Consider the following 24,935-nt stretch of genomic DNA (forward strand, 5'->3'; position numbering starts at 1 on the left):
GCCCAGCCCATGGATAATGGAGTGGGCATGAAACTCGACGGTCTTCACCTCCACTTCTCACGGGAGGAGTTCGCGGCGCGGCAGAACGCTGCCGTCGCCGCCATGGAGGCGCGCGGGCTCTCCGCGCTGCTGATGTTCCGCCAGGAGAGCATGTATTACCTGACGGGCTACGACACCTTTGGCTATGTGTATTTCCAATGCATGGTGCTGACGGCGGACGGGCGGCTCGTGCTGCTCACCCGCTCGCCCGACAAGCTGCAGGCGAAGTTCACCTCCGTGCTGACCGACGTGCGGATCTGGGTCGACCGGGTGGATGCGAACCCGGTTCAGGATCTGAAGGCCATCCTTGCCGAGCTGGGCCTCTCTGGCAAAAGGCTGGGCGTGGAATGGGGTTCATACGGGCTGAACGCGCTCAATGGCCAGCGGCTGCAGGCCGGGCTCGACGGTTTCGCGACCCTGGAGGACGCGACGGACCTGGTCAGCCGCCTTCGAGTGCGGAAAAGCCCGGCCGAGCTGGCCTATGTACGTAAGGCTGCCGAGCTGGCGGACGCTGCGCTGAAGGCCGCCGAGGACGCCACCGCGCCGGGCGCTTTCGAGGGCGACATCATCGCCGACATGCAGGCGGCGATCTATCGCGGCGGCGGCGATGATCCGGCCAACGAGCACATCATCGGCTCCGGCCCCGGCGCGCTGATGTGCCGATACTTCACCGGCCGGCGGCATCTCGATGCCAATGACATGCTGACCCTGGAGCTCGCAGGCGTCTATCGGCATTACCATGCCTGCCTCATGCGCACCGTGGGGATCGGCACGGTCGATCCGCGCCTTGTGTCGATGCATGGCGCCGCGCTCGATGCGCTTTATGCAGCGGAAGAGGCGCTCCGGCCCGGACGGCCGATCGGCGAGGTGTTCGATGCCCATGCCCGCGTGCTCGACCGGGCGGGACACGCCGCGCACAGAATGAACGCCTGCGGCTATAGCCTCGGCACCACCTATGCGCCGAACTGGATGGACTGGCCGATGTTCTACCACGGCAACCCTTACGTGGCGGAGCCGGGGAACGTCTTCTTCATCCATATCATCGTGTTCGACGAGGCCAATGGCCTTGCCATGACCCATGGCCGGACCTCGCTGGTGACGGAGAAGGGCAGCGAGACCTTGTCCGCGGCGCCGGTTCACTTCGTCAGAAAGTAGCTGGAGCAGGGCGGTTATCGCACTTGAGCCGTGGTGGAGGCTGCGGAGAACGCTTTGACGAGGCGCTCCCGGAACGAAGCCATGGGCCAGAAGGGCGCGTCGGGGGCAGGGATGACGCCGTGCGCCCATGCCCACGGATCCAGGGTGTCCGATATGGCGGGGTCGCCCGCCAGGATATGGACGGGCACCTCGCGCGCCGCGCTGCCGGCGATCCACGGCACCGGGGGGTGATCCCCCAGCACGATCAGCACGAGGTCCTCGTCGCCGAACTGCCTGACATAGGCAGCGATGGTCGCCAGTGTGTATTCGATCGACCGACCGTACTGAACCCGCACCCGCTGCGGATCTCGCCACAGGACGTCAGGCGGCTCGCCCGCCGTGGCCATGGCATCGAAAATCTGGCCGTCGCCAATCTCGTCCCAAGGCACGAGCTCTGGCAGCGGCGTCCATGGAGCATGGCTGGAGATCAGGGCAATGTGCGCCATGACCGGCGGCCGCGCCGGGGCCGCGCGCACCAGCCTTTCGAACGCCGCCAGGGTAAACTGATCCGGCATGGTCACCCAGTTGAACGGCTGGCCCTTGTAGCCGAGGTCGGCCGCGGTGAGTACTCTGTCGAACCCGTAGGCTTGCACCTCGGGCCAAGGCTGGGTGATGGCCGGTGCCACGGCGACCGTTTCCCACCCGCCTTGCGCGAAGTCGCTGACCAGGCTGCGCCTGGGCTTTCCCACGAAGCTTTCATACCGGGCTTGGCTGTCGACCCGCAGGCCGCCGAGCAGGCTTGCGTGGGCAAGCCAGCTCTGTCCGCCCGTGGTGGTGGATGTGAGAAACGCACTGCGCGCCCCGAAGCCTTTCGCGGCAAGGGTCTCCTCGAGCTCCTGCAGCGCCTTGCCGACAGGACCCTTGAAGGCCGGGTCCGTCAGCGCGCTCGCGCCGTAGGATTCGATAAAGACGACGAGAACGTCCTTCCCTTTGAGCAAAGCCAGGCGCTGGTTGGCTGGAATGGCGTCGGTCGGGTCGGCCGCGGCTTCGGCCCGGAAGGCTGTAAGGTCTCGTGCGCTATGCACTGCCTGGGCAACATGAGCCGACAGGGCCGCCGTGCTTTGCGCGGCCCCGCCGACTGGCACTACAGTCCCTAGCACGCCGGCCGCAAGCAGTAGCGCGGCCATTTTCATCCGGTTCGACTCAAGCCTGCCGGCAGCCTTTGCAATCTCCCGTGTGGCCCAATGGAGCATCATGCCAGCGAGCGCGAGACCCAGCCCGGCGCCAACGCCGATGAGTAGAAGGCGCAACGGCCCAATGCTGCCGACCATCAGCTGGGCCGCCTTGGGCACGAGGTGCCAATCCAGATAGAGATCGAACGGCCGGCCGAGGGCGGCGATGGTGCCGATATCGGCAAGCCGCAGCAGCAGCACGAGCAGCAGCATGCCAGTCACACCGTCCCGGATGATGGTCGACCACCGTCCCGCCGGAATGAGCAGCATCCCTGCGATCAGCAGGATTTCGAGCTGCGGGACGAGGGCTGCACGCCAGTCGCCCTGGGCCGCCACGGCGGGCCAGACGAGGGCGCCCTGCAGAATCAGCGCAGCAAGGGCCAGGCGGAGGATCCTGGCAGCGGCCGGCATCACGGCGCCATGGCCTGCATCGGTCTGTGCCGGACCAGCCAGACGATGTCGATGGCGAAGGACAGCACGAGGGCAAGCAAGGCTGCGGCGGCGACCATATGGCCCAACCACGGATCCACCACCAGCACGACCATGAGGCCCACCGTCTGGACGACGCAGACCACCTTGCGGCGGAGCGACGGCGGCAGCGGTGCCGCGAGCACCGGCCATAGCCAGCCTGCGGCGCGGAAAAGGTAATAGATGAGGCCCGCGCCGATGATCCATGCGCCGGCCTGGCCAAAGCTCCACGCCAGAATGGCCAGGATGAGAATGAGCAGCGCATCCATCTCCATGTCGAAACGGGCGCCGAAGCGGCTGCTCGTTCCCGAATGGCGCGCGGCCCAGCCGTCGAGCGCGTCCGTAGCCAAGGCAGCGATGGCAATCAGCAGTACGAGGAGCAGCAGCGCACCGTCCGCGCCGGGCGCAAGCAGGCTCTCACAGGCGAGGCCGGCCAGAACGCTGACCAGCACCGCCCGCATCAAGGTGATGGCGTTGGCAATGCCGAAGACATTGATGCCGTTCCGCCGCACGCCGAGGGTGATCACGGTAACGATCAAGCCGAACAGGCCGAACGAAACCGCAAGGCTCGGCATCTGCGCAAGCTGGGCCTGGCGGAGAAGGGCGAGGCTGATCGTTACCAAACCGGAGCCAATGAAGAGCCACGTGGCCGTCGAAGGGGAGCGAAGAACACCGACGCTGAACATGAGCGGTATCCTGCACGTAGGGCCAAGGCGAAAGTCCTCGGCCCGCTACAGCTTACTCCGCCCGCACCGCTCTGCAAACGGCTTGGTGCGGCTCCGCCGCAATCCGCCCCGCGCCGGCCAATGCTGGAACATTGATGTCGCCTCTGCGTTTCGCCGGCTGGAGCAGTTTATGGAGAAGGCGATGATGAACCAAGACGGAGCCATTAAGGACGTCTTCCTGGCCGGCCTGCGCAATGCGCATGCGGTGGAGAACGAGGCCGTTTCCCTGATCAACAGGCAGCTGGAGCGCCTCGAGAACTATCCCGAGGCCACCGAGCGCCTCCAGCAGCACCTCTCGGAAACCCATGCGCAGATCGATCGCCTCGAGGCCATTCTCGACAGCATAGGCGACAGTCCGTCGATGGCGAAGGATACGGTCGCGAAATTGATGGCGAACATGGCCGCCCTCGGCCATACGATGGCAGGTGATGAAATCCTGAAGAACACCTTCGCCAACTACGCATTCGAAAATTACGAGATCGCCGCTTACAAGTCGCTGATCACCATTGCCGAGGCGGGCGGCTTCACCAGCGCCGTGCCGGCGCTTCAGCAGACGCTGCAGGAGGAAGAGGCGATGGCGGACTGGATAAACAAGCACATCGCCGGAACCACCACCCGGTTCCTGACGCTCAAGCAGTCGGGGGCGCAAGCGCATCGCTGAGCCGGCCGCAGCCGCCGCGGCCCCCGCAATACCACGCAAGGTGTAGAAAGCCGAGCTGCGCAAGCAGCACGGCCACCTGTTCATGGGGATGAGGCCTGAACAGGATCATCCTGCCGTTTCCGGGGTGGCCACAGCATCGCCAGCCTCGCTTTCCCGCAGCAATACGGCCTCCACCTGCGGCCAAATGCCAGCCACGTGGCTGGTCACCCGTGCCCGTGCCTTATCCGCATCTCGCGCTTCGAGAGCGCGCAAGATCTCCTCGTGCTCCTGCACCGAGCCGCGCCACTGCTCCGGCGTGGGCGTGCCGAGATAGCGCACACGCCGCAGGCGGCTGGTATAGCCGCGATGCGTCTCGCGCAGATATTCGTTGCGCGCGCAGGCGACCATCTTCAGATGAATGTTCTGGTTCAGGTTGAAGTATTCGAGCTTGTTCTTCTTCTTGAACGCGGCCACCATGTCTTCGTGAAGCCTGCGCAGCACGATGAGATCGGCCTCGGTGAGCCGCTGGCAGGCGAGATAGGCCGAAAAGCCCTCGAGCTCCGCCAGCACCTCGATCAGCGCTCTCGCATCCTCCGGCGCCAGCCGCGCCACGTAGCTGCCCCGGTTGGGAAAGATCGTGACCAGCCCCTCGAAGGCGAGCACCTTCAGCGCCTCACGGATCGGCGTGCGCGAGACGCCCAGGGACTGGACCAGCTCGGCTTCGTCGACGAACGAGCCCGGCGGCATCTTGCCTTCCACGATCCGGTCGCGCAGCAGGTCGGCGATGTCGTCATGGAGCGACCGGCGCAAGAGCTGTGCAACGGGCGCGGCCCCCGGCTTGGCGGCAGGCAATGAGCGCCGCCGCTGCTTTTTGCCGGCGCGCTGCGTCGGCGATGGCTGTTTGATTGGCATGCCTTTGAACATGTCGCTGGATGATGTTCGCCTATTTTGTCACGGACAGCGCCAAAGCGCGATCAGCAAAGTGCGCCGGGGCCAGCGAGGGAAATGCGTGCCGGCCGGCTTCTGCCTGCCCGCAGAATCGGAACGAATTCACCCGCTCGCGATTTTTCGGCCAGTACGTCTTCCCGTCATCACCTTACACAAGGGGAACACCATCATGGCTGAAAAGAACCTGGATAGCCTATTCTACGATACGCTGAAGGACATCTATTACGCCGAGCGGAAAATTGCCAAGGCGCTGCCGAAGATGGCGCGCGGCGCCCAGTCATCCGAGCTGAAGTCGGCGCTCGAGAAGCACAAGGAGGAGACCGAGATGCAGATCGAACGCCTGCAGCAGGTGTTCGAGATCTTCGGCAAGCGTGCCCAGGGCAAGAACTGCCCGGCCATTGAAGGCATCATAGAAGAGGGCGAGGAAATCCTCGACGAGTTCAAGGGCACGCCCGCCCTGGACGCCGGTCTGGTTTCGGCGGCCCAGGCGGTCGAGCACTACGAGATCGCCCGTTACGGTACCTTGAAGCGCTGGGCGGAGATGCTCGGCCTGAAGGATGCCGCGCAGCTGCTCGACAAGACCTTGTCGGAGGAATATGCGACCGACGAGAAGCTGACCAAGCTTGCCGATCAGATCGCCAATCAGAAGGCGAAGGCGGCCTGACGCAAGCCATGCATGGAGACGGCTCCGGCCCTGCCGGGGCCGTCCCCTTCGGCCATTGACCAAGGTTGCAGCGATGGACGTCAGATCAGAGACAGATGAAGACGGTGTTGCCCAGGGCCACCAGGGCAAGTCGTTGATTATGTACACCACTTTGGGCGTGCGGGACGTGCGCCGCGCCATACCCTTTTACGATGCTGTTCTTGGCGTGCTCGGCCACCGCCGCCGCTCCACCTCCGATGAATGGGTGGCGTGGGGGCCGGACTACGACCATGGCGTGAGCTTCTGCATCTGCCCGCCCTTCGACGGCAATCCGCCGAGCGTCGGCAATGGCACGATGATCGCGCTGAGGGCCCAGTCCGACAAAGAGGTGGACGCCTTCTACGAGGCTGCGCTGCGCCACGGTGGCAGCAGCGAAGGCCCGCCCGGAACCCGCGAAGCCTATGATCCGAATTTCTATGTCTGCTACGTCCGTGATCTCGACGGTAACAAGCTGGCCTGTGCCTTCCCCCATTACGGCGAGTGAGCGCAAGCGCTCGCGAGCGCTTGCGAGTGCTCAGCCATGAATGACCCCCCGCTCCAGCCCGCAGCGACACCCGGCATGCGCTCGCCGGACGTGGGCTCGGCTGTCGAGGAGCTGGCCGAGCGTATCAGGCAGCGCAAGGTGATCCTGTTCGCCGGGGCGGGCGTATCGATGAACGTGGGGCTGCCCTCGTGGGGCACGCTCATCGAGCATATGGTCGAGGATCTCGGGCTCGATATGAGTTCCCAGGAGGTGCAGGAGTGCACCTACCAGATGCTGGCGGAATACTACCGGCTGAAGCAGGGCAGCATCGGCCCGCTCCGCAGCTGGATGGATCGCAATTGGAAGGTCTCGCCCGAGCACGTCAAGCAGTCGCGGCTGCACAAGCTCATAGTTGAGCTGGACTTTCCGATCATCTACACGACCAATTACGACCGCAACCTGGAGGTCGCCTTTAATCTCTACGACAAGCCCTTCGTGAAGATCGCCAATGCCAAGGACATCGCCAAGGCGACCGAGGGCGTCACCCAGATCATCAAGTATCACGGCGATTTCGATGAAGACGCGTCTCTGGTGCTGGCCGAGACCGACTATTTCAACCGCTTGTCTTTCGAGTCGCCGCTGGACCTGAAATTCCGTTCCGATGCCCTCGGCAAGACCGTGCTGTTCATCGGCTACAGCATGTCCGACATGAATATCCGGCTGTTGCTGCACCGGCTGTGGGAGACATGGAACCGCTCCGGATACGAGAAGGACCGGCCGCGGTCATTCGTGTTCATGCCAAACCCCAATCTGGTTCAGGAGGCGATCCTCGCGCGGTGGGGCATCTCCATGGTCACGGAGGAAGCCGAAAGCGCCGAGGATGGCCTCTACGCATTCCTGTCGCGCATTCGCGATCTCATCGGCAGCGACGCGGATGGCCTTGGTGCAGCCGAGAAGGAAAGGAACGGCCGGTAAGGGCCTGGAGCATTTTCGAGCGAAGTGGATGCCGGTTCGCGTGAAGAAAAAATGCGACCAAGCAGGAACTTGGAGCGGTTCCGCGCTTCGAAGAGAAGCGGAACAGCTCTAGACCGCCGCGAGGAGCCTGCTCATGGATCAAGGACAGCACGGCGGGGCCAAAGCTCCGTTCGCCCATGTCGCAGCATTTGCCGTGGGGCTCATGGTCGGCTGGCGCCTTCTGGCTTCGCGGGGCGGCACGGCGCGCGGCCTCGCCGAGCCCACTCGGCCGTCCCGACCCGCCACGCGGGAGAACCGCGGCCGCACGGCTCTGTCGCCTGCCGGCATACCGCCGCGCGGATGGTGGGATGTCATCACCCGTGTCTACCACGAAATGACCAATGACCGGATTATGGCGGTCGCCGCTGGGGTCACCTTCTACACCATGCTGGCCCTGTTCCCGGGCATCGCCGCCTTCATCTCGCTCTATGGCCTGCTGGCCGACACGGCAGCCATCACCGAACACTTGCGCATGCTCGAAACACTGCTCCCCGCCGGGGCCGTGGACATCATCCGCGGCCAGCTGGAAGCGATAACCGCCGAAGGCCGCGGCTCGCTGGGCGTGACGTTCTTCATTGGCTTGGGCGTGGCCCTGTGGAGCGCGAGCGCCGGCGTGCGGGCGCTGATGGATGCGCTGAACGTGGTCTATGAGGAACAGGAGAAGCGCAGCTTCATCATCGTTTATGGGCTTGCGCTGTTGTTCACCATCGGGGCGGTCGTTCTCGGCATGGTCACCATCGGCGGGGTGGTCGCCGTGCCGATCCTCCTCCGCTATATCGGCCTGGGCTCGACTGCCGAGGCCATCCTCGCTTGGCTTCGCTGGCCCATACTCTATGGGTTCTTCGTGATCGCGATCGGCTCAATTTACCGCTACGGACCGAGCCGCGACCAGGCGAAATGGCGCTGGGTGATCTGGGGCGCCGCGCTGGCTGGCTTGCTCTGGCTTGCGGCATCCGGCCTGTTCTCCTGGTACGTGGCCAATTTCGGCTCCTATAACGAGACCTATGGCTCGTTGGGCGCCGTCATCGCCTTCATGACCTGGATCTGGCTCTCCATGGTGGTGATCCTGGTCTGTGCCGAGCTCAACGCCGAGATGGAGCATCAGACCGCCCGCGACACGACCCGCGGGCCGGCGCAGCCATTGGGCCAGCGCAACGCCTACATGGCCGACAGGGTTGCTCCTGCCAGCGACTAAGTCGCCAGCGACTGAGTGTGGCTCACGCCTCGCGGAACCGACGCGCATCCCGCGTTTTGACGGACAGCGGAGGTGTGCATGAACGACATTTCGCCGATCATCGAGACCATTCAGCGGCAGCTGACCTGGCTGCCGCCGTGGTTCGCCAGCGTTGTGCTGCTCGTGCTCGGAGCGCTGGTCGCCTGGTGGGTGCACGAACTGGTCTTCCGGCTGGTGATGCGCCACCTGCGGAACGCGAGCCTGTTCAAGCGGTCGGTGGTGTCGCGGACGCGAGGGCCCACCCGTCTCGCCTTTCTCATGATCGGCATCGTCCTGGCGGCAAGCGTCGCGCCCTTGTCCAGGGACGGCGCAGGTGTGCTTCAGCAGATCATGCTGGTGGGCATCATCGTGCTGCTCGGCTGGATCGCGCTGACCGCGCTCCACATCTGGACGGTCCTCCACCTGCGCCGCTTCAAGCTCGATTCGACCGACAACCTGTTGGCGCGGAAACATGTCACCCAGACGCGTATTCTGCAGCGGGTGGCGGCGATGCTGATCGTGCTCGTCACCATCTCAGCCGCCCTCATGACCTTCGAGGGCGTTCGGCAATATGGGGTGAGCCTGCTCGCCTCCGCGGGGGCGGCCGGTATCGTGGTCGGCCTCGCCTTGCAGCCGATCCTCAAGAACCTGGTGGCGGGCGTGCAGCTGGCCCTCACCCAGCCCATCCGCATCGACGATGCGCTGCTGGTGGAGAACGAATGGGGCAACGTGGAGGAGATCCGCTCGACCTATGTGGTCGTCCGCCTATGGGACTGGCGCCGGCTGATCGTGCCCCTGAGCTATTTCATGGAAAAGCCTTTCCAGAACTGGACGCACGAGGGCTCTGAGATCATCGGTAGCGCCTTCCTCTACACCGATTTCACCGTGCCCGTGCCGGAGCTCAGGCAGGAGCTGGAGCGGATCGTGCGGGAGACCCCGCTCTGGGATGGACGGGTGGTCAACCTGCAGGTCACCGATCTCAAGGAGAACACCATGGAGATTCGCATCCTGGTGAGCGCGGAGAATGCCGGCAAGGCGTTCGAGCTCCGGTGCTACGTCCGGGAGAAGATGATCGGCTTCCTGCAGAAGCAATACCCCAACGCCCTGCCGCGGGTCAGGATGGATCTCGTCAGCGACCGGCCGCCTGCTCCTGACCTTCACTGACCTCGCACCGGGTGATCTCAGGCACTCCGCGTGGGAATGCGGCGCTCGAAATAGCGGAACGCCACCACCAGGATCCCGGTCAGGCACATATAGACGAGGGCGAGGAACAGCAGCGGCTCGTAGACCAGGAACGTGTCCTGGCGGATGCGGGCCACCACCGCGTAGACGTCGATCACTGTGATGGTGGCAACCAGCGGGGTCGATTTGAGTTGCAGCACCATTTCGCCGTTCAGGGTCGGCAAGGCGCGCTGCACGGCCCGCGGTAGCCAGATGCGCCGCAGCATCGTGAACCGGCCCATGCCGAACGCCCGCGCCGCTTCCAATTCGCCCCGGGGTACGCCGGCAAAGGCCCCGCGCATCACCTCGCCCTCATAGCCGGCGAAGGAGAGGGTCAGGGCAAAGAGCCCATAGGGCCAGGCCTGACGCAGGTAGGGCCAGAGGAACGACTCGCGGATCTCCGGAATCTGGGGAAACAGCGAGCCCACGCCGTAATAGATGAGCCAAATCTGCAGGAGCAGTGGCGTCCCGCGGATCACCGTGCAGAAGCCCCGGGCGAGCCAGGACAAGGGCGCAGGGCCGGTGACCTGAACGAGCCCGAGCGGCACCGCCAGGAGGAAGCCGAGCAGCGCGCTCGAGAACAGCAGCAACAGGGTGTGCCAGACGCCGACGAGCAAAGCGGAGGAATACTCCGGCAGCCAGTCCCACCGCATGGTGAGCGCGAGATAAGCCACCAAGGCCGCCGCCAGCAGGATCAGCAGGATGCGGTGCGGCATCAGGAGCGCGCGCAACCCGGTTGCCGGCTGGCCCGGCCGGGTGAGTGCTTTTGCAGCGGCAGCGTTGTCGAGCGTCTCGAAGGACATGGCACCCTAGCGAAAGCTCGGCAGGCCGCGGCGGGCGCGCCGCTCGGCCAGTCCGAAGATCACGTTCGAGATGAGCGTTATGAGCAGATAGAGCACGCCCGCCGCACAGAAGAACAGGAAATAGGCCTTGGTCGTGCCGCCGGCCTGGCGGGTCGCCAGTGTGAGCTCGGTGAAGCCGATGACGGCGAGCAGGGCGGTATCCTTGGTGGCGATGAGCCAAAGGTTGGAGAGCCCGGGAATGGCGTGGGGCAGCATGGCCGGCAAGGTCACCCGTCGCAGCGTCAGCAGGGGCGACATGCCGAAGGCGCGCGCCGCCTCGATCTCGCCGTGGGGTATGGCCTTGATCGCCCCGCGCAGCACTTCTGTCGAATAGGCGCCCTGCACGATCCCGATCACCATGATGCCGGCGGCGAGGCCGTTGATGTCCATGGCGCCGAGGCCGATGCTTGTCAGCAGCCGGTTCAGCAGGTCGGTTCCCGCGTAATAGATGATCAGGATCAACACCAGCTCCGGCACCGCCCGGACGATGGTGGTGTAGCACTCCATGAGGTCGCGTGTGATCGGCCCGCCATAGAGCTTGCCGAACGCGCCCCCTATGCCGAGCAGCAAGCCGAGAAGATAGCCGCCGCCGGCGATCTTCATCGAGGTCAGCAGGCCCTGCAGCAGCAGGCCGCCCCATCCGGGCGGTGAGAGCGCCAGCAGCTCCCATTGGATCATGAGCGTTCTCCGGTCCGGCGCGCCCGGCTTGCCCGCCTGTCAGCCAGAAGGCCGGGGGGCGGCCGCATCATAGCTGACGCGGCGCCCCAGCCCTATACGTCTCGTGAGCCTCAGCCACCATAGATGTCGAAATCAAAATACTTCTTCGAGAACTCGTCATACTTGCCGTTCTTGCGGATCTCGGCGATCGCCGCGTTCACCTTGGCCTTCAGCTCGTCGTCGCCCTTGCGCAGACCCACGCCAACACCCGGGCCGAGCACCTCCAGATCCTGGGCGACCTGCCCCTTCGACTCGCAGCAGGCCTGGGCCTCAGGCGTCTCCAAGAACGCTTCCACCGCGATGCTGTCGGCCTGGATGGCATCGATGCGGCCGGCGACCAGGTCCTGATTGGCTTCATCCTGAGTCTGGTAAATCTTGATTTCCGCGTCCTTGAAGTGCTTCTTGGCATAGTTCTCGTGAATGGTCGAGACCTGGACCCCCAGCACCTTGCCCTTCAGCCCCTCCGGTGTGGCGTCGAATTTCTCCGACTTCGCGCCGGCGACCATGGGCAGCGTGTTATAATACTTGTCGGAGAAGTCGATCGTCTTCATCCGCTCGGGCGTGATCGACATGGACGAGATGATCATGTCGATGCGCTTCGAGGTCAACGCGGGAATGATGCCGTCCCATGCCACCGGTGTCAGCTCGCATTTGAGCTCGGCCGCCTCGCACATCGCGTTCATGAAGTCGATCTCCCAGCCCTTCCAGTTACCGGCCGCATCCGGCTCGGAGAACGGCGGATACGGCTCGGCCGCAACGCCCACTTTCACCGTCTGCGTCTGCGCGGCAGCGGCGCCCGCGCCCAGGGTGATGGCCAAGGCCGCAACAGCAAGTTTCGCAAGCAATCCCTTCATTTTTTGAGCCCTCTTGTTCTGCTTAACGTGACAGGATTTCCATCCCAACTCTCGACACTTCACCGGACGGAACTCAGGAATCTGACCAGCCGCTCGGACTTCGGCGCGGTGAACACTGTCTCGGGATCACCGTCTTCTTCCACGATGCCGTTGTGCAGGAACACGATGCGGCTCGCGACCTCGCGGGCGAACTTCATCTCGTGCGTCACCAGGATCATGGTGCGCCCCTCACGCACCAGGTCGCCGATTACCGTGAGCACTTCGCCCACCAGCTCCGGGTCGAGCGCCGAAGTCGGCTCGTCGAACAGCATGACATCCGGCTTGATGGCCAGCGCGCGCGCAATGGCCGCGCGCTGCTGCTGGCCGCCCGACAGGAAGGCCGGATAGACGTCGCGCTTGTCATAGAGGCCAACCCGCTCCAGCAGCGCGTTGGCGGTTTCGATGGCCTCTGCCTTGGGCACGCCCAGCACGTGCACGGGGACCTCGATGACATTCTCGCGCAGCGTACGGTGCTGCCACAAGTTGAAGTTCTGGAACACCATGCCGAGGCGCGTGCGCATGCGCTGGACCTGCCGGCGGTCGGCGATCGTTTGCCCCCCATGCCCATCGGGCTTGGTCGCGATCTCTTCGCCGCGGATCTTCACGATCCCGGAGGTTGGCACCTCCAGCATGTTGATGCAGCGGAGCAGGGTCGACTTGCCGGAGCCGCTTGCACCGATGATGGCGATCACATCACCGTCATGCGCGGCCAAGGATACGCCCTTGAGGACTTCCAAGGGGCCGAAATACTTGTGGACATCGATGATCTCGACGGCAGGAACGCTCTTGGTTGCAAGCGGGTCCGCGCGCAATATTCCCTCGGCTCGTCGGCTCAACAACTATCCGCCACGCGGTTGTGGCGCTCCTTGTCTTCCCCGGCGGGCCTTGTTTCTTGTCAATGCTCGCACCCCAGGCGCCGCCAGGCTCGATCTATAATGCACTTGAGAATGGGTTATTCAACTGCATAATTAGGCGAACCATCCGGCGGCCGGTGGAGAACCGCAATGCCTAAGCCAGATCCCGCAGGCTCCCACACCACGCGGCGGCGGTTTCGCCGGGTGGAGCAGCACGTCCGCAAGCAGGATCTGATTCGCGCAACATTGGATTGCGTGGCGGAAAAGGGGCTCCAGGCGGCAACCGTGCGCGAAGTGGCGGTGCGGGCCGGCGTGACCAACGGGCTGATCCGCCATTACTTCGCCTGCAAGGATCAGATGATCTACGAAGCCTACCGCGTGACGATGCAGGAGATGATCGTCATGGCGCGGTCGGCAGCAAGCGCCGCCCAGAGCCCGCGCGACCGGCTGCGGATCTTCATCGAAGCCAATCTCACCGAGCCGGTTCTGGACATCAGGCGGCTGACCTTGTGGGCGAGCTTCATCAGCCGCATCCACGTGGATGTGACCATGGCCGAGATCCACCGGGAGGGCTATCTCGGCTATTGCCGGGAATTCGAGGCGATGCTGGGCGACGTGCTGCGGGAGGCGGGCAGGGCAAGCAGCCCGGACTTGTGCCGCCGCTACGCGATCAAGCTCAATGCCATCATCGATGGCCTGTGGCTCGAAGGGTGTCTGGCGAGCGAGCTGTTCCAGGGCGATGCGCTCGCCGCGATCGGCATCGAGGCGGCGGAAGCGGTGCTCGGCCTATCGCTGCGCGAGAAGCTGGTTGAGCCGCAGCGGCTGCGGGCGGTGGCGGGCGAGTAGATGGACGATGTCCAGCCCGTCAATGTGCCTGGGACCTGAAGGTCGCTTTCATGTGTCGAAAATACCGGACCGCCTCGAGTAGCTGGTGGTGGCCGTTCGGTGGCAGGCGCACTCTCAGTCGGGCATTGCCGCGCAGCTGGAATTCCAGAGCCAGTCGGGAAACATCCTCGATTGCAGGCTCTACACGGACGACCTCTGAATAGGGAGGCTCGGCATACTTCTCGCCTGCGAGATGTGCATCATCGACCAGCGCCAGCAGGCGGGGAATTGCCGCCTCGAGCACAGGGGGTCGGCATGGCGAGCACGAGTTCTGGTCCTTTCTGGACCCGCGCGGAGACGAGGCACGTCTCGCCGGAATCTCGAATATCTGTTCCCGTGATTTCGGCAAGGTCGATCTCGAGTTTGTCTTTCCGAGCCATTGTGTGTCCTTTCCATAAGCGTCCCTCGACGTCTGGAATGTGGAACCGACCCGTGAGATCCCGATATGTCTATGATGCTGCTAAAGCTTGCTCCCGAACCGGAAGTCCACGAAGCGAAAGGTGGAGACCGGCTTTCGGAAAAGACTATGCTCAAACAACGGATTAAAGGAAAAACAACTCGCTGCGGCCTTCGGTTCGACAGCGAGTTCTTGAGGAGTTGGATCGATCTTCAAAACCGCGGCTTGGAACAACCGATGCCGAGTCCCTGACAGCCTTCAGCTCAAGTCTCGAGCGCGCGTTGTTCCGCATAGGCCAGCACACGGCCAAGATCCGTGAACAAGCGGAATGCTTCGTCTGTGTCGCAAGACAAAATTTTTTCAGCGCCGTTCAGGTCGGAGAAGGCGAAAAAAACCACCTGATCGCCGTTCTCCCCTTCAACGCAAGACACCTGGTGATGCTGAAAATGCCGACTAGCTTGGCTCGTGCGTTCGAGGCCCATTACCCCTTTTCCCTTTAAAATTATACACTGTCAGTTAACATAGTAAGGTTTCGGCCGTCCAGGAGAAATGGGTTCTCTCGCGATGCTTTTCATTGCGGTTGATTCAAGAAGTTTGAGTTTTCCACAACATGTGAGTCGGCCCGCGGGCGGACTGATCTATATTGTCAGTGTGGATACAAATTCATCGTGCTCGTGAATTTAGAATTATTTTTATCCGTATGCGCATAATTCTGCTGACTGGCGGAAACATTCTAAGATTTTTTCGCTAAGTGGCTATTCTCTTCAGGTGTATAATTGACACCGCATGATGACATGCGCTCAAATAATCGGGATAAAGCACAAACACTGATCTTGTGTCTCGGGGGAGCGCAAATCATGCAAGCTGAGAGAGTGGGAGCCCTCAAGAAGAGGGCTTGTTCGCTGCCGTCTGAAATCGCCACGGAAGGCATATCTGACAAGGAATTGTGGGAATATATTGTGGCGCGCGCCGTTCCGGAGGGCGATGCCTTTGCGGCGGCGGAATGGATTTTGGAGAAGCACAAGCGCCTCGGCATAGCGCTTTGGGATTGTGAGAAACTCCCGATTTCTTCGCCGGTGGTGGAGGCGGTCTGTCGTGAAATTCGGTTCATGCTGGAGGTGTGCTGCCGCGTCTCGCGCGCCAAGCTCGAAAACGGCAGGGCGATAAAGCGCCATAGCGAGATTATCGAATATTGCAGAACAAGGCTGGCTTCGGAACAGCAGGAGCGATTTCATCTTCTCTGCTTCAACACGCGATTCACGCTTATGGCTGATGAAGCGCTTCCAACCCGGCAAGAACACGACATTGGCGATTACCATAAGACGATCGCGCATCGCTCGCTTCATTTCGGCTCGTCGGCGATCGTTCTCGCCCAAAATCGCCCCTGTGGCGATCCTGCGCCATCACAACGCGACGTTCAGCTCACGCAGGACGTGGTGAAGTGCCTCAAGCCTCTGGGCATTAGCGTCCTCGATCACGTGATTGTCGCACGCGGTCTTGTGACCAGCTTTCAGCAACTCGGCGTGCTCTAGGGGCTGCCTCCAGCCCAAGTCCCTGACAGTCCCAAAGCGTGGGTACGACGCGGGTGCTTATGTTCCCAGGGTGTCGCTCCGTTGGCATCGGGGCAGGCTCTTGATGAGCATGGCGCCCGCCAATCGTGGGAAAATACGTCAATCCATTGACAAAAAATCGCGCTGATGGAATGCTCCGCCCGAATGACGCGGCCGCTGCGGTGGTCGCCAGGTCTCAAAGAACAGCAGACGTTATCGATCGAGGGAGGATCGCATGAGCCGTATTGCGCGGTTTGCAGGCGCGTGTGCGTTGGCGCTCGGCCTTGTGGCTGGTGTCGGCCAGCCGGCCTTTGCCCAAGAGGGCGTGAAGATCGGCATTCTCAACGACCAGTCGAGCGTGTACTCGGACATTACCGGGGCCGGGTCGGTCGCCGCCGCACAGATGGCGATCGAGGATTTCGGTGGCGAGGTCTTGGGCAAGCCCATCGAGCTGGTCTTTGCCGACCATCAGCATAAGCCGGATAACGGCTCCGCGATCGCCCGCCGCTGGTTCGACAATGAGCATGTGGATGCGATCTTCGACATCTACAGCTCGGGCGTGGCGCTCGCCGTGCAATCGGTGGCCGAGGAGAAGGACAAGATCCTGGTCGTTTCCATGGCCAGCAGCCGGGACATCAGCGGCAAGAACTGCTCCAGCCATGGCATGCAATGGGCCAATGACGGCTATGCGGTTGCGAACCTTACGGTGAAGGGCGCATCGACCGCGGAGGCTTCCACCTGGTACTTCATCACTGTGGATTACACGGCCGGCCACAGCATCGAGCGCGACGCCAGCAAGGCGGTGGAAGCGGCCGGCGGCAAGGTGCTGGGCAGCGCCCGCTTCCCGCTGGGCACCAAGGATTTCAGCTCCTTCCTGCTGCAGGCGCAGGCCTCGGGCGCCAAGAATATCGGGTTCATCGGCGGCGGTGCCGACATGATCAACTCGATCAAGCAGGCCAATGAGTTTCAGATCGCCGCGGCCGGCCAGCGGTTCGTGCCCTTTTCCCTCACGCCTCAGGATGTCTATGTGCTTGGCAATGACGTCACCAAGGGCATGCCGGTGGTGCTGAGCTTCCACTGGACCGCCAGCGACGAGACCAAGGCCTGGAAGGATCGCTTTCTCGAGAAGACCGGGCGCATGCCCAGCGACCCGCAGGCCAACATCTACAGCGCGGTCACCCATTATCTGAAGGCGGTCAAGGCTGCGGGAACGAAGGATACGGCCGCGGTGCTGGCCAAGATGAAGTCCATGCCGGTTGAGGACTTCTTCACGAAGGGCGCCATGATCCGCGAGGATGGCCGCCTGATGCGCCAGCTCTATTATGCCGAGGTGAAGGCGCCGGAAGAGATGGCCGACAAGGACGATCTCCTCAAGCTGGTGCGCAGCGTGCCTGGTGAAGAGGTGTTCGTGCCCGTGGCTGAGAGCGATTGCAAGCTGCTGAAGAAGTAATCCGACCCGTTTGAGCCCTCAAGCGCCGGATGCCTTGGGGCTCCGGCGCTTCCGTGGCGAGGGCGGATACACCGGGTTGAACGACGACAGGTCGACCGAGCGAAGGCCGCGCGCGATCCGGCTGATCAGGTCGAGGAACAGCATCTTCTCCTGGTGGGTAAGGCCGCTGGCTGCCTGCTCGTAGAAGATGAGCGCGTACTTGAACAGGTCGTTCCAATAGTGCAGGCCGGCGGGCGTCAGTCGGACCAGGCGGACCCGGCGGTCCTCCGGCTTCTCCACCCGCTCCACCAGGTCCATGCGCTCGAGCCGCTTCAGCACCGCATCGAGGTTCTGCCGGCTCACGCCCATATAGTCCGCGAGCTTCGAAAACGGCATGCCGTGTTCGAGATCCTGCGAGAGCGCGCCGAGCACCGCGCCCTGCACGCCGGTAATGCGCAGCTCCCGCATGGCTTGACGGTGATAGATGTTGCCGGCCTGGATCAGCCGGAAGAACAGCCTGTTGTTCAGCTCGTTGGCCGAATGACGGTCGACCGGTTCGGCGCTTGGCGCCACCTTCGCTTTCTTGTTCATCAAGGCCTTGCTCGTGGCTCCATATTCAATCAACCTATTTACATAATTTTGCCGGCGGTGGTAGGGTCTACCGGTTCGAATGGCATGTCGTGTCACCTCATGCCTCAGATCCTCTCTCTGAAAAGGCCCATGGCCAGCGGCAATGATCTCGAAGCTATTCATAGCAAATCGTGGTGAAATCGCATTGCGGATTGCGCGGGCGGCCGCCGATCTTGGCATCCCGTACGTTGCCGCCCATCCTGCTGATGATGCGGCCTCCCTGCATGTGCGCAATGCCGAGCTGGCGATGCAGCTTCCCGGCCGCGGGGCCTCCGCCTATCTCGATATCGACGCGCTCGTGGCGGCGGCCGTCTCCAGCGGCTGCGATGCGGTGCATCCTGGCTATGGCTTCCTGAGTGAAAATCCCGCCTTCGCCCGCAAAGTGCGGGAGAGCGGCCTCGTCTTCGTCGGGCCGCGGCCCCAGGTGCTGGAGCTGTTCGGCGATAAGGCGGCGGCGCGGCAGCTCGCCCGCTCCTGCGGCATCCCGATGCTGGATGGCACCGAAGGACCGACCAGCCTGGAAGACGCGCGCCGCTTCTTCGCCAGCCTTCAGCCGGGCGAGATGGCCATCATCAAGGCGGTGGCCGGCGGCGGCGGCCGTGGCATCCGCATCGTGCGCTCGGCCGAGGCGCTGGACGAAGCTTATGAGCAGTGCCGGTCGGAAGCGCTGATGTCCTTCGGGCAGGACGGCGTCTATATCGAGCGCTATCTGTCGCGCGCCCGCCATATCGAAGTGCAGATCGCCGGTGATGGCCGCGAAATCGTTCATTTCGGCGAGCGCGAATGCACCGTGCAGCGGCGGCATCAGAAGGTGGTGGAGATCGCACCGAGCCCTACCTTGCGCCCCGAAATGCGGGAGCGGCTGTGCCAGGCCGCCATCGCCCTCGGCAAGGCCGTCTCGTACGAAGGGCTGGGCACGGTCGAATTCCTCGTCTCGGACGATGGCGCCCGTTTCGCCTTCACCGAGGTCAATCCGCGCCTGCAGGTCGAGCATACGGTGACCGAGGAGGTGTTCGGCATCGACCTGGTCGCAACCCAGATCAGGCTGGCCGAGGGGCGCTCCCTGGCGGAGCTGGGCTTCGCGCCCGGCGAGAGCCTCGCGCCGCGCGGTCATGCCATCCAGCTGCGCATCAACATGGAGCGGCTCGACAGCCAGGGTCGCACCGCGCCTTCGAGCGGCACGATCAAGGCCTATGAGCTGCCCACCGGTCCGGGCATCCGCATCGACGGCTTCGGCTATGCCGGCTACCGCACCTCCACCCTTTACGATTCACTGCTGGCCAAGCTCATCGTCCATTCGCCCAGCAGCGCCTATGCCGATGCGGTGCGCCGGGCGCAGCGGGCGCTGAAGGAATTCCGCGTGACCGGCGTCGGCACCAATATCCCGCTGCTGCAGGCTCTGCTCGACCATCCCGATTTCCGCAGCAACAACCTGCACACCACCTTCCTCGAAGAGCGCATCGGCGAGCTCGTCGCGGCCATGCCGGCTGCGGCCGAGGCGCCCGCCAAGAGCCATCGCAGCGCAACGGCGGAGCGCAGGAACCTGCGCGACGAGGTGGACCCCCTCGCCCTGTTCAGCGCCACCAGCAATGGCACCGCGGTCGCGGCCCTGGTCTCCGCGGTTGCCGACGATCACGGCTATCTCCAGGCCGCCCCCCTGCAGGGCACCATCATCAAGCTGGCCGTGGAACCGGGCAGTGCCGTGGCCAAGGGCCAGACGGTGGCCGTGATGGAAGCCATGAAGATGGAGCATCTCGTCACCGCCGAAGTGGCGGGCACGGTGCGCTGGCTCCATGTCACGGAAGGCGACACGGTGTTCGAAGGCGAGCCGCTCCTGTCCATCGAAGAGGGCGAAGCGGGTGGGGCGGACGGCCCGGACGAGCAGTCCGTGGATCTGGATGAGATCCGTGGCGACCTGGCCCAGGTGCTCGCGCGGCAAGCCATGCTCATGGACGCGGCTCGCCCCGATGCGGTGGCGCGGCGGCGCAAGACCGGCCAGCGGACCGTGCGCGAGAACATCGCCGATCTGTGCGACGAGGGTAGCTTCATCGAATATGGCGGGCTCGCGATAGCCGCCCAGAGCTCGCGCCGCAGCTTCGAGCAGCTTCTGGCCATGAGCCCGGCCGACGGGATGGTGACTGGGCTCGGCACCGTCAACGGCAAGCTGTTCGATGACGAGCGGGCCCGCTGCGCTGTCATGGGCTATGACTACACCGTGTTTGCGGGCACCCAGGGGATCATGAACCACCACAAGACCGACCGCATCCTGGAGCTCGCCGACCGCTGGTCCATGCCGGTCGTGCTGTTTGCGGAAGGGGGCGGCGGCCGGCCGGGCGATGATTGGCCATCGCCAGCGGTGCTCCATACCCCCACCTTCCGCGATTTCGGCGCGCTGAGCGGCAAGGTGCCGACCATCGGCATCGTGTCCGGCCGCTGCTTTGCCGGTAATGCCGCGCTGCTCGGCGCCTGCAACGTCATCATCGCCACCAGGAACACCACTCTGGGCATGGGCGGCCCCGCCATGATCGAAGGCGGCGGCCTCGGCGTGTTCCCGCCCGAAGTTGTCGGCCCCATGAGCGTGCAGGTGCCGAACGGGGTCGTCGATATTCCCGTCGAGGACGAGGCGGAGGCGGTGAAGGCCGCCAAGGCCTACCTCTCCTATTTCCAGGGCCCGGTTTCCGAATGGGATTGCGCGGACCAGCGCCTGCTGCGCCACGCCGTACCGGAGAACCGACTGCGCGCCTATGATATCCGCGCGCTGATCGCCACCCTGGCCGACCGGGACAGCGTGCTGGAGCTGCGCCGCGGCTTCGGCCGGGCCATGGTCACCGCGCTCACCCGCATCGAAGGCCGGCCGATCGGCATCATCGCCAACAATTCCCAGCATCTGGGCGGAGCCATCGATGCGGACGCGGCCGACAAGGCTGCCCGCTTCATCCAGCTGTGCGATGCCTTCGACATCCCCGTTCTCGCCCTCTGCGACACGCCGGGGATGATGGTGGGGCCGGAGGTGGAGAAAACCGCCCATGTGCGCCACTGCTCGCGCATGTTCGTGGCCGGCGCGCGGGTCAAGGTTCCCTATTTCACCGTGGTGCTGCGCAAGGGCTATGGCCTGGGCGCCCTGGCCATGGCGGCGGGCTCGACCCATGCCTCCGTATTCACCCTGGCCTGGCCCACGGCGGAATTCGGCGCCATGGGCATCGAAGGCAGCGTCAAGCTCGGCTATCGGCGCGAGCTCGAAGCCATTGCCGACCCCGCCGAGCGGCGGGCCTGGTTCGAACGGAAGGTTGCCGAGGAATACGAGAAGAACAAGGCGCTGAACGCCGCGACCATGCTGGAAGTGGACAATGTGATCGACCCGGCCGAGACGCGCCGCTGGCTCGTGCGCGGCCTGAAAGCCCTGCCGCCGCGCCGCGGCAAGCCGCTCGGCAACGGCCAATTGCTGGATACGTGGTGAACAAAGCTGCCCAAGAAGAAAAGCGGGAAGGACACGCATTCGGGAGGACGAGACAATGGCACAGACCGCCGGCAGCCCTGTGACCTTTGCGGGTGAAGAAGACTACTTGCGGCACCTGCGGGCGCTGTGGCAGCAGCGCTGGCCGGCCGAGGTGCCGCGGGAGCCGCGCTATCCCCTGGGCGAGATTCCGCTCACGGAATATCTGCGCGCATGGGCCGCCCGCACGCCGGACAAGCCCGTGGTCGTCTTCTACGGCCGCGAGCTGAGCTATGGGGAGCTCGACCGGCTGAGCGACCGCTTCGCCGCCATGCTGCGCAACCGTGGCCTCGAGCCGGGCGACCGGGTGGCCGTGTTCCTCCCCAATTGCCCGCAATTCTACATCGTGTTCTTCGGCATCCTGAAGGCGGGCTGTGTGCATGTGCCAGTCAGCCCGATGTTCACGGCCCCGGAGCTGGCCTATGAGCTGAAGGACTCGCAAGCCTCCTTCCTCGTCACCCACGATCAACTGTTGGCCACCGTGAACAAGCTGGCGGAGAACGAGCGGCCCGAGCACATCCTGGTCACCGCATCGCAGGACTTTCTGCCCGAGGAACCGGTGGCGCCGCTGCCGGCGAGCCTCACCCAGCCGCGCGTGCCCTACCCGGAAGCCCAGGACCTGATGAGGGTGATTGAGGCGGAAGGCGATGGCGCGCCGTTGCCACCGGCCGACCTCGATGTGCTGGCCGCGCTCAATTATACCGGCGGCACCACCGGCTTTCCCAAGGGCTGCATGCATACGCAGCGCAACATGCTCTATACCGCCGCGGTCATCACTTCGATCAGCGCCGATATCACGGCCGATGATGTGCTGATCAATTTCTGGCCGCTGTTCTGGGTGGCGGGCGAGGATGTCGGCATCCTCGCCACCGTGATGACCGGGTCCACCTGCGTGCTGCTCGCCCGCTGGGACCCGGACGCGTTCTTCGTGGCGCTGGAGCGTCACAAGGTCTCCTGCGTGTTCATGCTGGTCGACAATGCGGTCGAGCTGATGGCGCACCCGCGCGCCAGGCAGGGGAGCTTGCGCGCCCTCAAGACGGTGCTGGTCGTCTCGTTCGTGAAGAAGCTGAACGTAACCTTCCGCCGGCAATGGGAGGAGATTGCCGGCACGGTGCTGCGCGAAGCCGCCTGGGGCATGACCGAGACCCATTCCTTCGACGCCACCACCCGCGGGCTGCAGGACGGCGACTTCGACCTCAACGGGCGGCAGATCTTCATCGGCCTGCCGGTGCCCGGCACCGAGTTCAAGATCCTGGAATTCGGCAGCGACCGGCTGGTGCGGCTCGGGGAAGAGGGCGAGCTGTGCGTGAAGACGCCCTCGCGCCTGCTCGCCTATCTCAACAAGCCGGAAGAGACCGCGAACAGCATCGTCGATGGGTGGTTGCGCACCGGCGACATCGGCATGATCAGCGAGGAAGGCTTCATCTACTTCCTCGGCCGTCGCAAGGAGATGCTGAAGCTCAAGGGCATGAGCATCTTCCCCGCCGAGATCGAGGCCGTGCTGGGCCAGCACCCGGCGGTGCTGGGCAGCGGCGTCATCGGGCGCGAGGATCCCGAGCGCGGCGAGGTGCCCGTGGCCTTCATCGTCGTGAGCCCGGACAAGGCGCATGAGGTCACGCCGGACGACATCGCCGCCTTCTGCCGCGAGCGGCTCTCCGCCTACAAGGTGCCGGAGGTGCGGATCATCGGCCAGCTGCCGATGACGCCCACCGGCAAGGTGAAGAAGCACGAGCTCAAGGATCTCTTGTGATGGAGCACCGCGACCCCCGTATCCCGCGGCGCGAGGACTGCGTCTTGCGCTATGTGCTGGAGCGCCGCGCCGCCGAGCACCCGCACCGGGTATTCATCAAGATGCCGGACGGGCGGGAATTCACCTATGGCGCCCTGCTCGATGATGCCCGGCGCATGGCTTCGGGCCTGGCGCAGCTGGGCGTGACCCAGGGCGACACGGTGGTGGTGTGGATGCCCAATGGCGTAGACATCGTGCGGGTGTGGTTCGCCATCAACCTCCTGGGCGCCGTCTATGTGCCCATCAATATTGCCTATCGCGGCAACCTGCTCGCTCACGTCATCCGCAATGCCGCTGCCAAGGTGCTGATCGCGCGCGGCGACTATATCGGCCGGCTGAATGATATCGACACCAGTGCGCTGGAGACGGTGGTGTGCTTCGGCGAGGCCGCCCCGCTGAACAAGCCGCTCGCGGTCAAGCCCGCCAGCGTGCTGGATGGCGACCCGGCCGCCCTCCCGCCGCTGCAGCGCCCGATCGAGCCGTGGGACCTGCAGTCCATCATCTACACCTCGGGCACCACCGGCCCCTCGAAGGGCGTGATGAGCACCTATGCGCATCTCTATCATATGAGCGGTACCCAGGGCTTCTACATGGTTACCGGGGAGGACCGGTTCATGTGCAACCTGCCGCTGTTCCATGTAGGCGGTACCGTGCCCATTGCCGGCATGATGAACCGCGGCGGTTCCGTGGCTCTGGTGGAGGCTTTCTCCACGAACGATTTCTGGCCGGCGGTGGATGCGACCGAAACGACGGTGGTGATCCTGCTCGGCGTGATGGCCCGCTTCGTCATGACCCTGCCGCCCTCGCCGGACGACCGGTCGCACCCGCTCAAGAAGGTGATCATGATCCCTCTGGCGGATGACTGGAAGGACTTTGCCGACCGCTTCGGCGTCACGGTCTGGACGCTGTTCAACATGACCGAGATCAGCGTGCCTATCGTGTCGGAGCCGAACCCGAACGTGCTCGGCAGCTGCGGCAAGATCCGTCGGGGCGTCGACATCCGCCTGGTGGACGAGAACGATGCCGAGGTGCCGGTGGGCCAGGTGGGCGAGCTGATCCTCAGGACCGATGCCCCCTGGGCCCTCAATTCCGGCTATTTTCGCGAACCGGAAGCCACGGCCCAGGCCTGGCGCAACGGCTGGTTCCACACCGGCGACGGCTTCCGCAACGATGAGGATGGCAACTATTTCTTCGTCGACCGCATGAAGGATGCGATCCGCCGCCGCGGCGAGAACATCTCGTCCTTCGAGGTGGAGGCGGAGATCGTCGCCCATCCCGATATCCGGGAATGCGCCGTGGTGCCGGTGCCCAGCACCTTCTCCGAAGACGAGGTGCTCGCCGTCGTGGCGCCGGTGCCGGGCCGCACGCTCGATCCGCTGGAGCTGCTCCGGTTCCTGCAGCCGCGCATGCCCCATTTCATGCTGCCACGCTACATCCGCATCCTGGATGAGCTGCCGAAGACCCCCACCCAGAAAGTGCAGAAGCACCTCCTGCGCGAGGCCGGGCTGACATCCGATACTTGGGATAGGGAAGCGGCCGGCATCAAGATCAAGCGGCAGGCCTGACTTTGCCGGTTTGGTAAGCCTCGCCCTTGCCGGCACTTGACCCGGCCCGCAGCCGGCCGCATGTCTGAGGCCGTTGTGCTGCGGCACGCTT

At 64.1% G+C, this 24,935-nt stretch carries 22 protein-coding genes; 13 read left to right on the forward strand and 9 right to left on the reverse strand.

The features are described 5' to 3' along the window. Nucleotides 1-27: 27 nt before the first annotated feature. Nucleotides 28-1,194, forward strand: a complete 1,167-nt coding sequence (locus E4P09_RS08060) for a M24 family metallopeptidase (protein ID WP_137388978.1) — start codon at nt 28-30, stop codon at nt 1,192-1,194. 14 nt (nt 1,195-1,208) lie between these two features. Here the strand turns inward: E4P09_RS08060 and E4P09_RS08065 are convergent, their stop codons facing one another. Together E4P09_RS08065 and E4P09_RS08070 are read right to left on the reverse strand one after the other, a co-directional pair. Continuing rightward, nucleotides 1,209-2,816 (reverse strand): sulfatase-like hydrolase/transferase, encoded by a 1,608-nt coding sequence (locus E4P09_RS08065; RefSeq protein ID WP_137388979.1) that lies wholly within the window; start codon nt 2,814-2,816, stop codon nt 1,209-1,211. Beyond that, on the reverse strand, nt 2,816-3,559 hold the full coding sequence (locus tag E4P09_RS08070; RefSeq protein WP_137388980.1) for a CDP-alcohol phosphatidyltransferase family protein: 744 nt from the start codon (nt 3,557-3,559) through the stop codon (nt 2,816-2,818). The genes E4P09_RS08065 and E4P09_RS08070 overlap by 1 nt, the downstream gene beginning before the upstream one ends. Nucleotides 3,560-3,740: 181 nt before the next feature. On the opposite strand from E4P09_RS08070, the gene E4P09_RS08075 reads away from it, so the two are divergent. Then, nucleotides 3,741-4,259 (forward strand): ferritin-like domain-containing protein, encoded by a 519-nt coding sequence (locus E4P09_RS08075; protein ID WP_239025059.1) that lies wholly within the window; start codon nt 3,741-3,743, stop codon nt 4,257-4,259. Between the two features lie 105 nt (nt 4,260-4,364). Here the strand turns inward: E4P09_RS08075 and E4P09_RS08080 are convergent, their stop codons facing one another. Then, nucleotides 4,365-5,090: a GntR family transcriptional regulator gene (locus E4P09_RS08080; RefSeq protein WP_170984293.1), complete on the reverse strand. Its 726-nt coding sequence runs from the start codon at nt 5,088-5,090 to the stop codon at nt 4,365-4,367. A gap of 262 nt (nt 5,091-5,352) precedes the next feature. Here E4P09_RS08080 and E4P09_RS08085 point away from each other — a divergent pair, with 262 nt between their 5' ends. From E4P09_RS08085 to E4P09_RS08105, 5 genes are all read left to right on the forward strand, one after another. Next, nucleotides 5,353-5,850: a YciE/YciF ferroxidase family protein gene (locus E4P09_RS08085; protein ID WP_205042072.1), complete on the forward strand. Its 498-nt coding sequence runs from the start codon at nt 5,353-5,355 to the stop codon at nt 5,848-5,850. Nucleotides 5,851-5,923: 73 nt separating this feature from the next. Further along, a complete protein-coding gene (locus E4P09_RS08090) occupies nt 5,924-6,373 on the forward strand; it encodes a VOC family protein (protein WP_239025060.1) in 450 nt (149 codons plus the stop codon). Nucleotides 6,374-6,448: 75 nt separating this feature from the next. Further along, entirely contained in the window at nt 6,449-7,327 is an 879-nt protein-coding gene (locus E4P09_RS08095) for an SIR2 family NAD-dependent protein deacylase (RefSeq protein ID WP_137389299.1), read from the forward strand. 133 nt (nt 7,328-7,460) lie between these two features. Further along, the gene (locus E4P09_RS08100; RefSeq protein ID WP_137388983.1) at nt 7,461-8,561 is read left to right on the forward strand and encodes a YihY/virulence factor BrkB family protein; all 1,101 of its coding nucleotides are present in this window, start codon (nt 7,461-7,463) and stop codon (nt 8,559-8,561) included. Between the two features lie 78 nt (nt 8,562-8,639). After that, nucleotides 8,640-9,743 carry a mechanosensitive ion channel family protein gene (locus E4P09_RS08105; protein WP_137388984.1) on the forward strand — a complete coding sequence of 368 codons (1,104 nt, stop codon included), beginning with the start codon at nt 8,640-8,642 and terminating at the stop codon, nt 9,741-9,743. Nucleotides 9,744-9,760: 17 nt separating this feature from the next. Here E4P09_RS08105 and E4P09_RS08110 read toward each other — a convergent pair whose 3' ends face one another. The 4 genes from E4P09_RS08110 to E4P09_RS08125 form a co-directional block, all read right to left on the reverse strand. Next, the gene (locus tag E4P09_RS08110) at nt 9,761-10,516 is read right to left on the reverse strand and encodes an ABC transporter permease (protein WP_239025099.1); all 756 of its coding nucleotides are present in this window, start codon (nt 10,514-10,516) and stop codon (nt 9,761-9,763) included. A 93-nt stretch (nt 10,517-10,609) separates the two neighbouring features. Next, nucleotides 10,610-11,320: an ABC transporter permease gene (locus E4P09_RS08115; RefSeq protein WP_137388986.1), complete on the reverse strand. Its 711-nt coding sequence runs from the start codon at nt 11,318-11,320 to the stop codon at nt 10,610-10,612. A gap of 110 nt (nt 11,321-11,430) precedes the next feature. Then, on the reverse strand, nt 11,431-12,213 hold the full coding sequence (locus E4P09_RS08120) for a transporter substrate-binding domain-containing protein (protein WP_137388987.1): 783 nt from the start codon (nt 12,211-12,213) through the stop codon (nt 11,431-11,433). Between the two features lie 59 nt (nt 12,214-12,272). After that, nucleotides 12,273-13,064 carry an ABC transporter ATP-binding protein gene (locus E4P09_RS08125; protein ID WP_137389300.1) on the reverse strand — a complete coding sequence of 264 codons (792 nt, stop codon included), beginning with the start codon at nt 13,062-13,064 and terminating at the stop codon, nt 12,273-12,275. Between the two features lie 192 nt (nt 13,065-13,256). Here E4P09_RS08125 and E4P09_RS08130 point away from each other — a divergent pair, with 192 nt between their 5' ends. Further along, the gene (locus tag E4P09_RS08130) at nt 13,257-13,952 is read left to right on the forward strand and encodes a TetR family transcriptional regulator C-terminal domain-containing protein (protein ID WP_137388988.1); all 696 of its coding nucleotides are present in this window, start codon (nt 13,257-13,259) and stop codon (nt 13,950-13,952) included. Nucleotides 13,953-14,651: 699 nt separating this feature from the next. Here E4P09_RS08130 and E4P09_RS08135 read toward each other — a convergent pair. Next, entirely contained in the window at nt 14,652-14,870 is a 219-nt protein-coding gene (locus E4P09_RS08135; protein ID WP_137388989.1) for a hypothetical protein, read from the reverse strand. A gap of 375 nt (nt 14,871-15,245) precedes the next feature. Between E4P09_RS08135 and E4P09_RS08140 the strand changes: the two genes are divergently transcribed. Then, a complete protein-coding gene (locus tag E4P09_RS08140; RefSeq protein WP_170984295.1) occupies nt 15,246-15,920 on the forward strand; it encodes a JAB domain-containing protein in 675 nt (224 codons plus the stop codon). 253 nt (nt 15,921-16,173) lie between these two features. Next, nucleotides 16,174-17,388, forward strand: a complete 1,215-nt coding sequence (locus E4P09_RS08145; protein ID WP_137388991.1) for an ABC transporter substrate-binding protein — start codon at nt 16,174-16,176, stop codon at nt 17,386-17,388. A gap of 18 nt (nt 17,389-17,406) precedes the next feature. Here the strand turns inward: E4P09_RS08145 and E4P09_RS08150 are convergent, their stop codons facing one another. Then, nucleotides 17,407-17,958 (reverse strand): MarR family winged helix-turn-helix transcriptional regulator, encoded by a 552-nt coding sequence (locus E4P09_RS08150; RefSeq protein WP_137388992.1) that lies wholly within the window; start codon nt 17,956-17,958, stop codon nt 17,407-17,409. A gap of 142 nt (nt 17,959-18,100) precedes the next feature. Here E4P09_RS08150 and E4P09_RS08155 point away from each other — a divergent pair, with 142 nt between their 5' ends. From E4P09_RS08155 to E4P09_RS08165, 3 genes are read left to right on the forward strand one after another with little or no spacing between them, the layout of a single operon-like run. Beyond that, complete coding sequence (locus E4P09_RS08155) at nt 18,101-21,454, forward strand: acetyl-CoA carboxylase family protein (protein WP_137388993.1); 3,354 nt, start codon at nt 18,101-18,103, stop codon at nt 21,452-21,454. A gap of 55 nt (nt 21,455-21,509) precedes the next feature. After that, the gene (locus E4P09_RS08160; RefSeq protein WP_137388994.1) at nt 21,510-23,240 is read left to right on the forward strand and encodes an AMP-binding protein; all 1,731 of its coding nucleotides are present in this window, start codon (nt 21,510-21,512) and stop codon (nt 23,238-23,240) included. Further along, nucleotides 23,240-24,844 (forward strand): AMP-binding protein, encoded by a 1,605-nt coding sequence (locus E4P09_RS08165; protein ID WP_137388995.1) that lies wholly within the window; start codon nt 23,240-23,242, stop codon nt 24,842-24,844. Before E4P09_RS08160 ends, E4P09_RS08165 begins: the two co-directional genes overlap by 1 nt. Nucleotides 24,845-24,935: the final 91 nt, after the last annotated feature.

Source organism: Rhodoligotrophos defluvii (assembly GCF_005281615.1).
Lineage (GTDB): Bacteria > Pseudomonadota > Alphaproteobacteria > Rhizobiales > Im1 > Rhodoligotrophos > Rhodoligotrophos defluvii.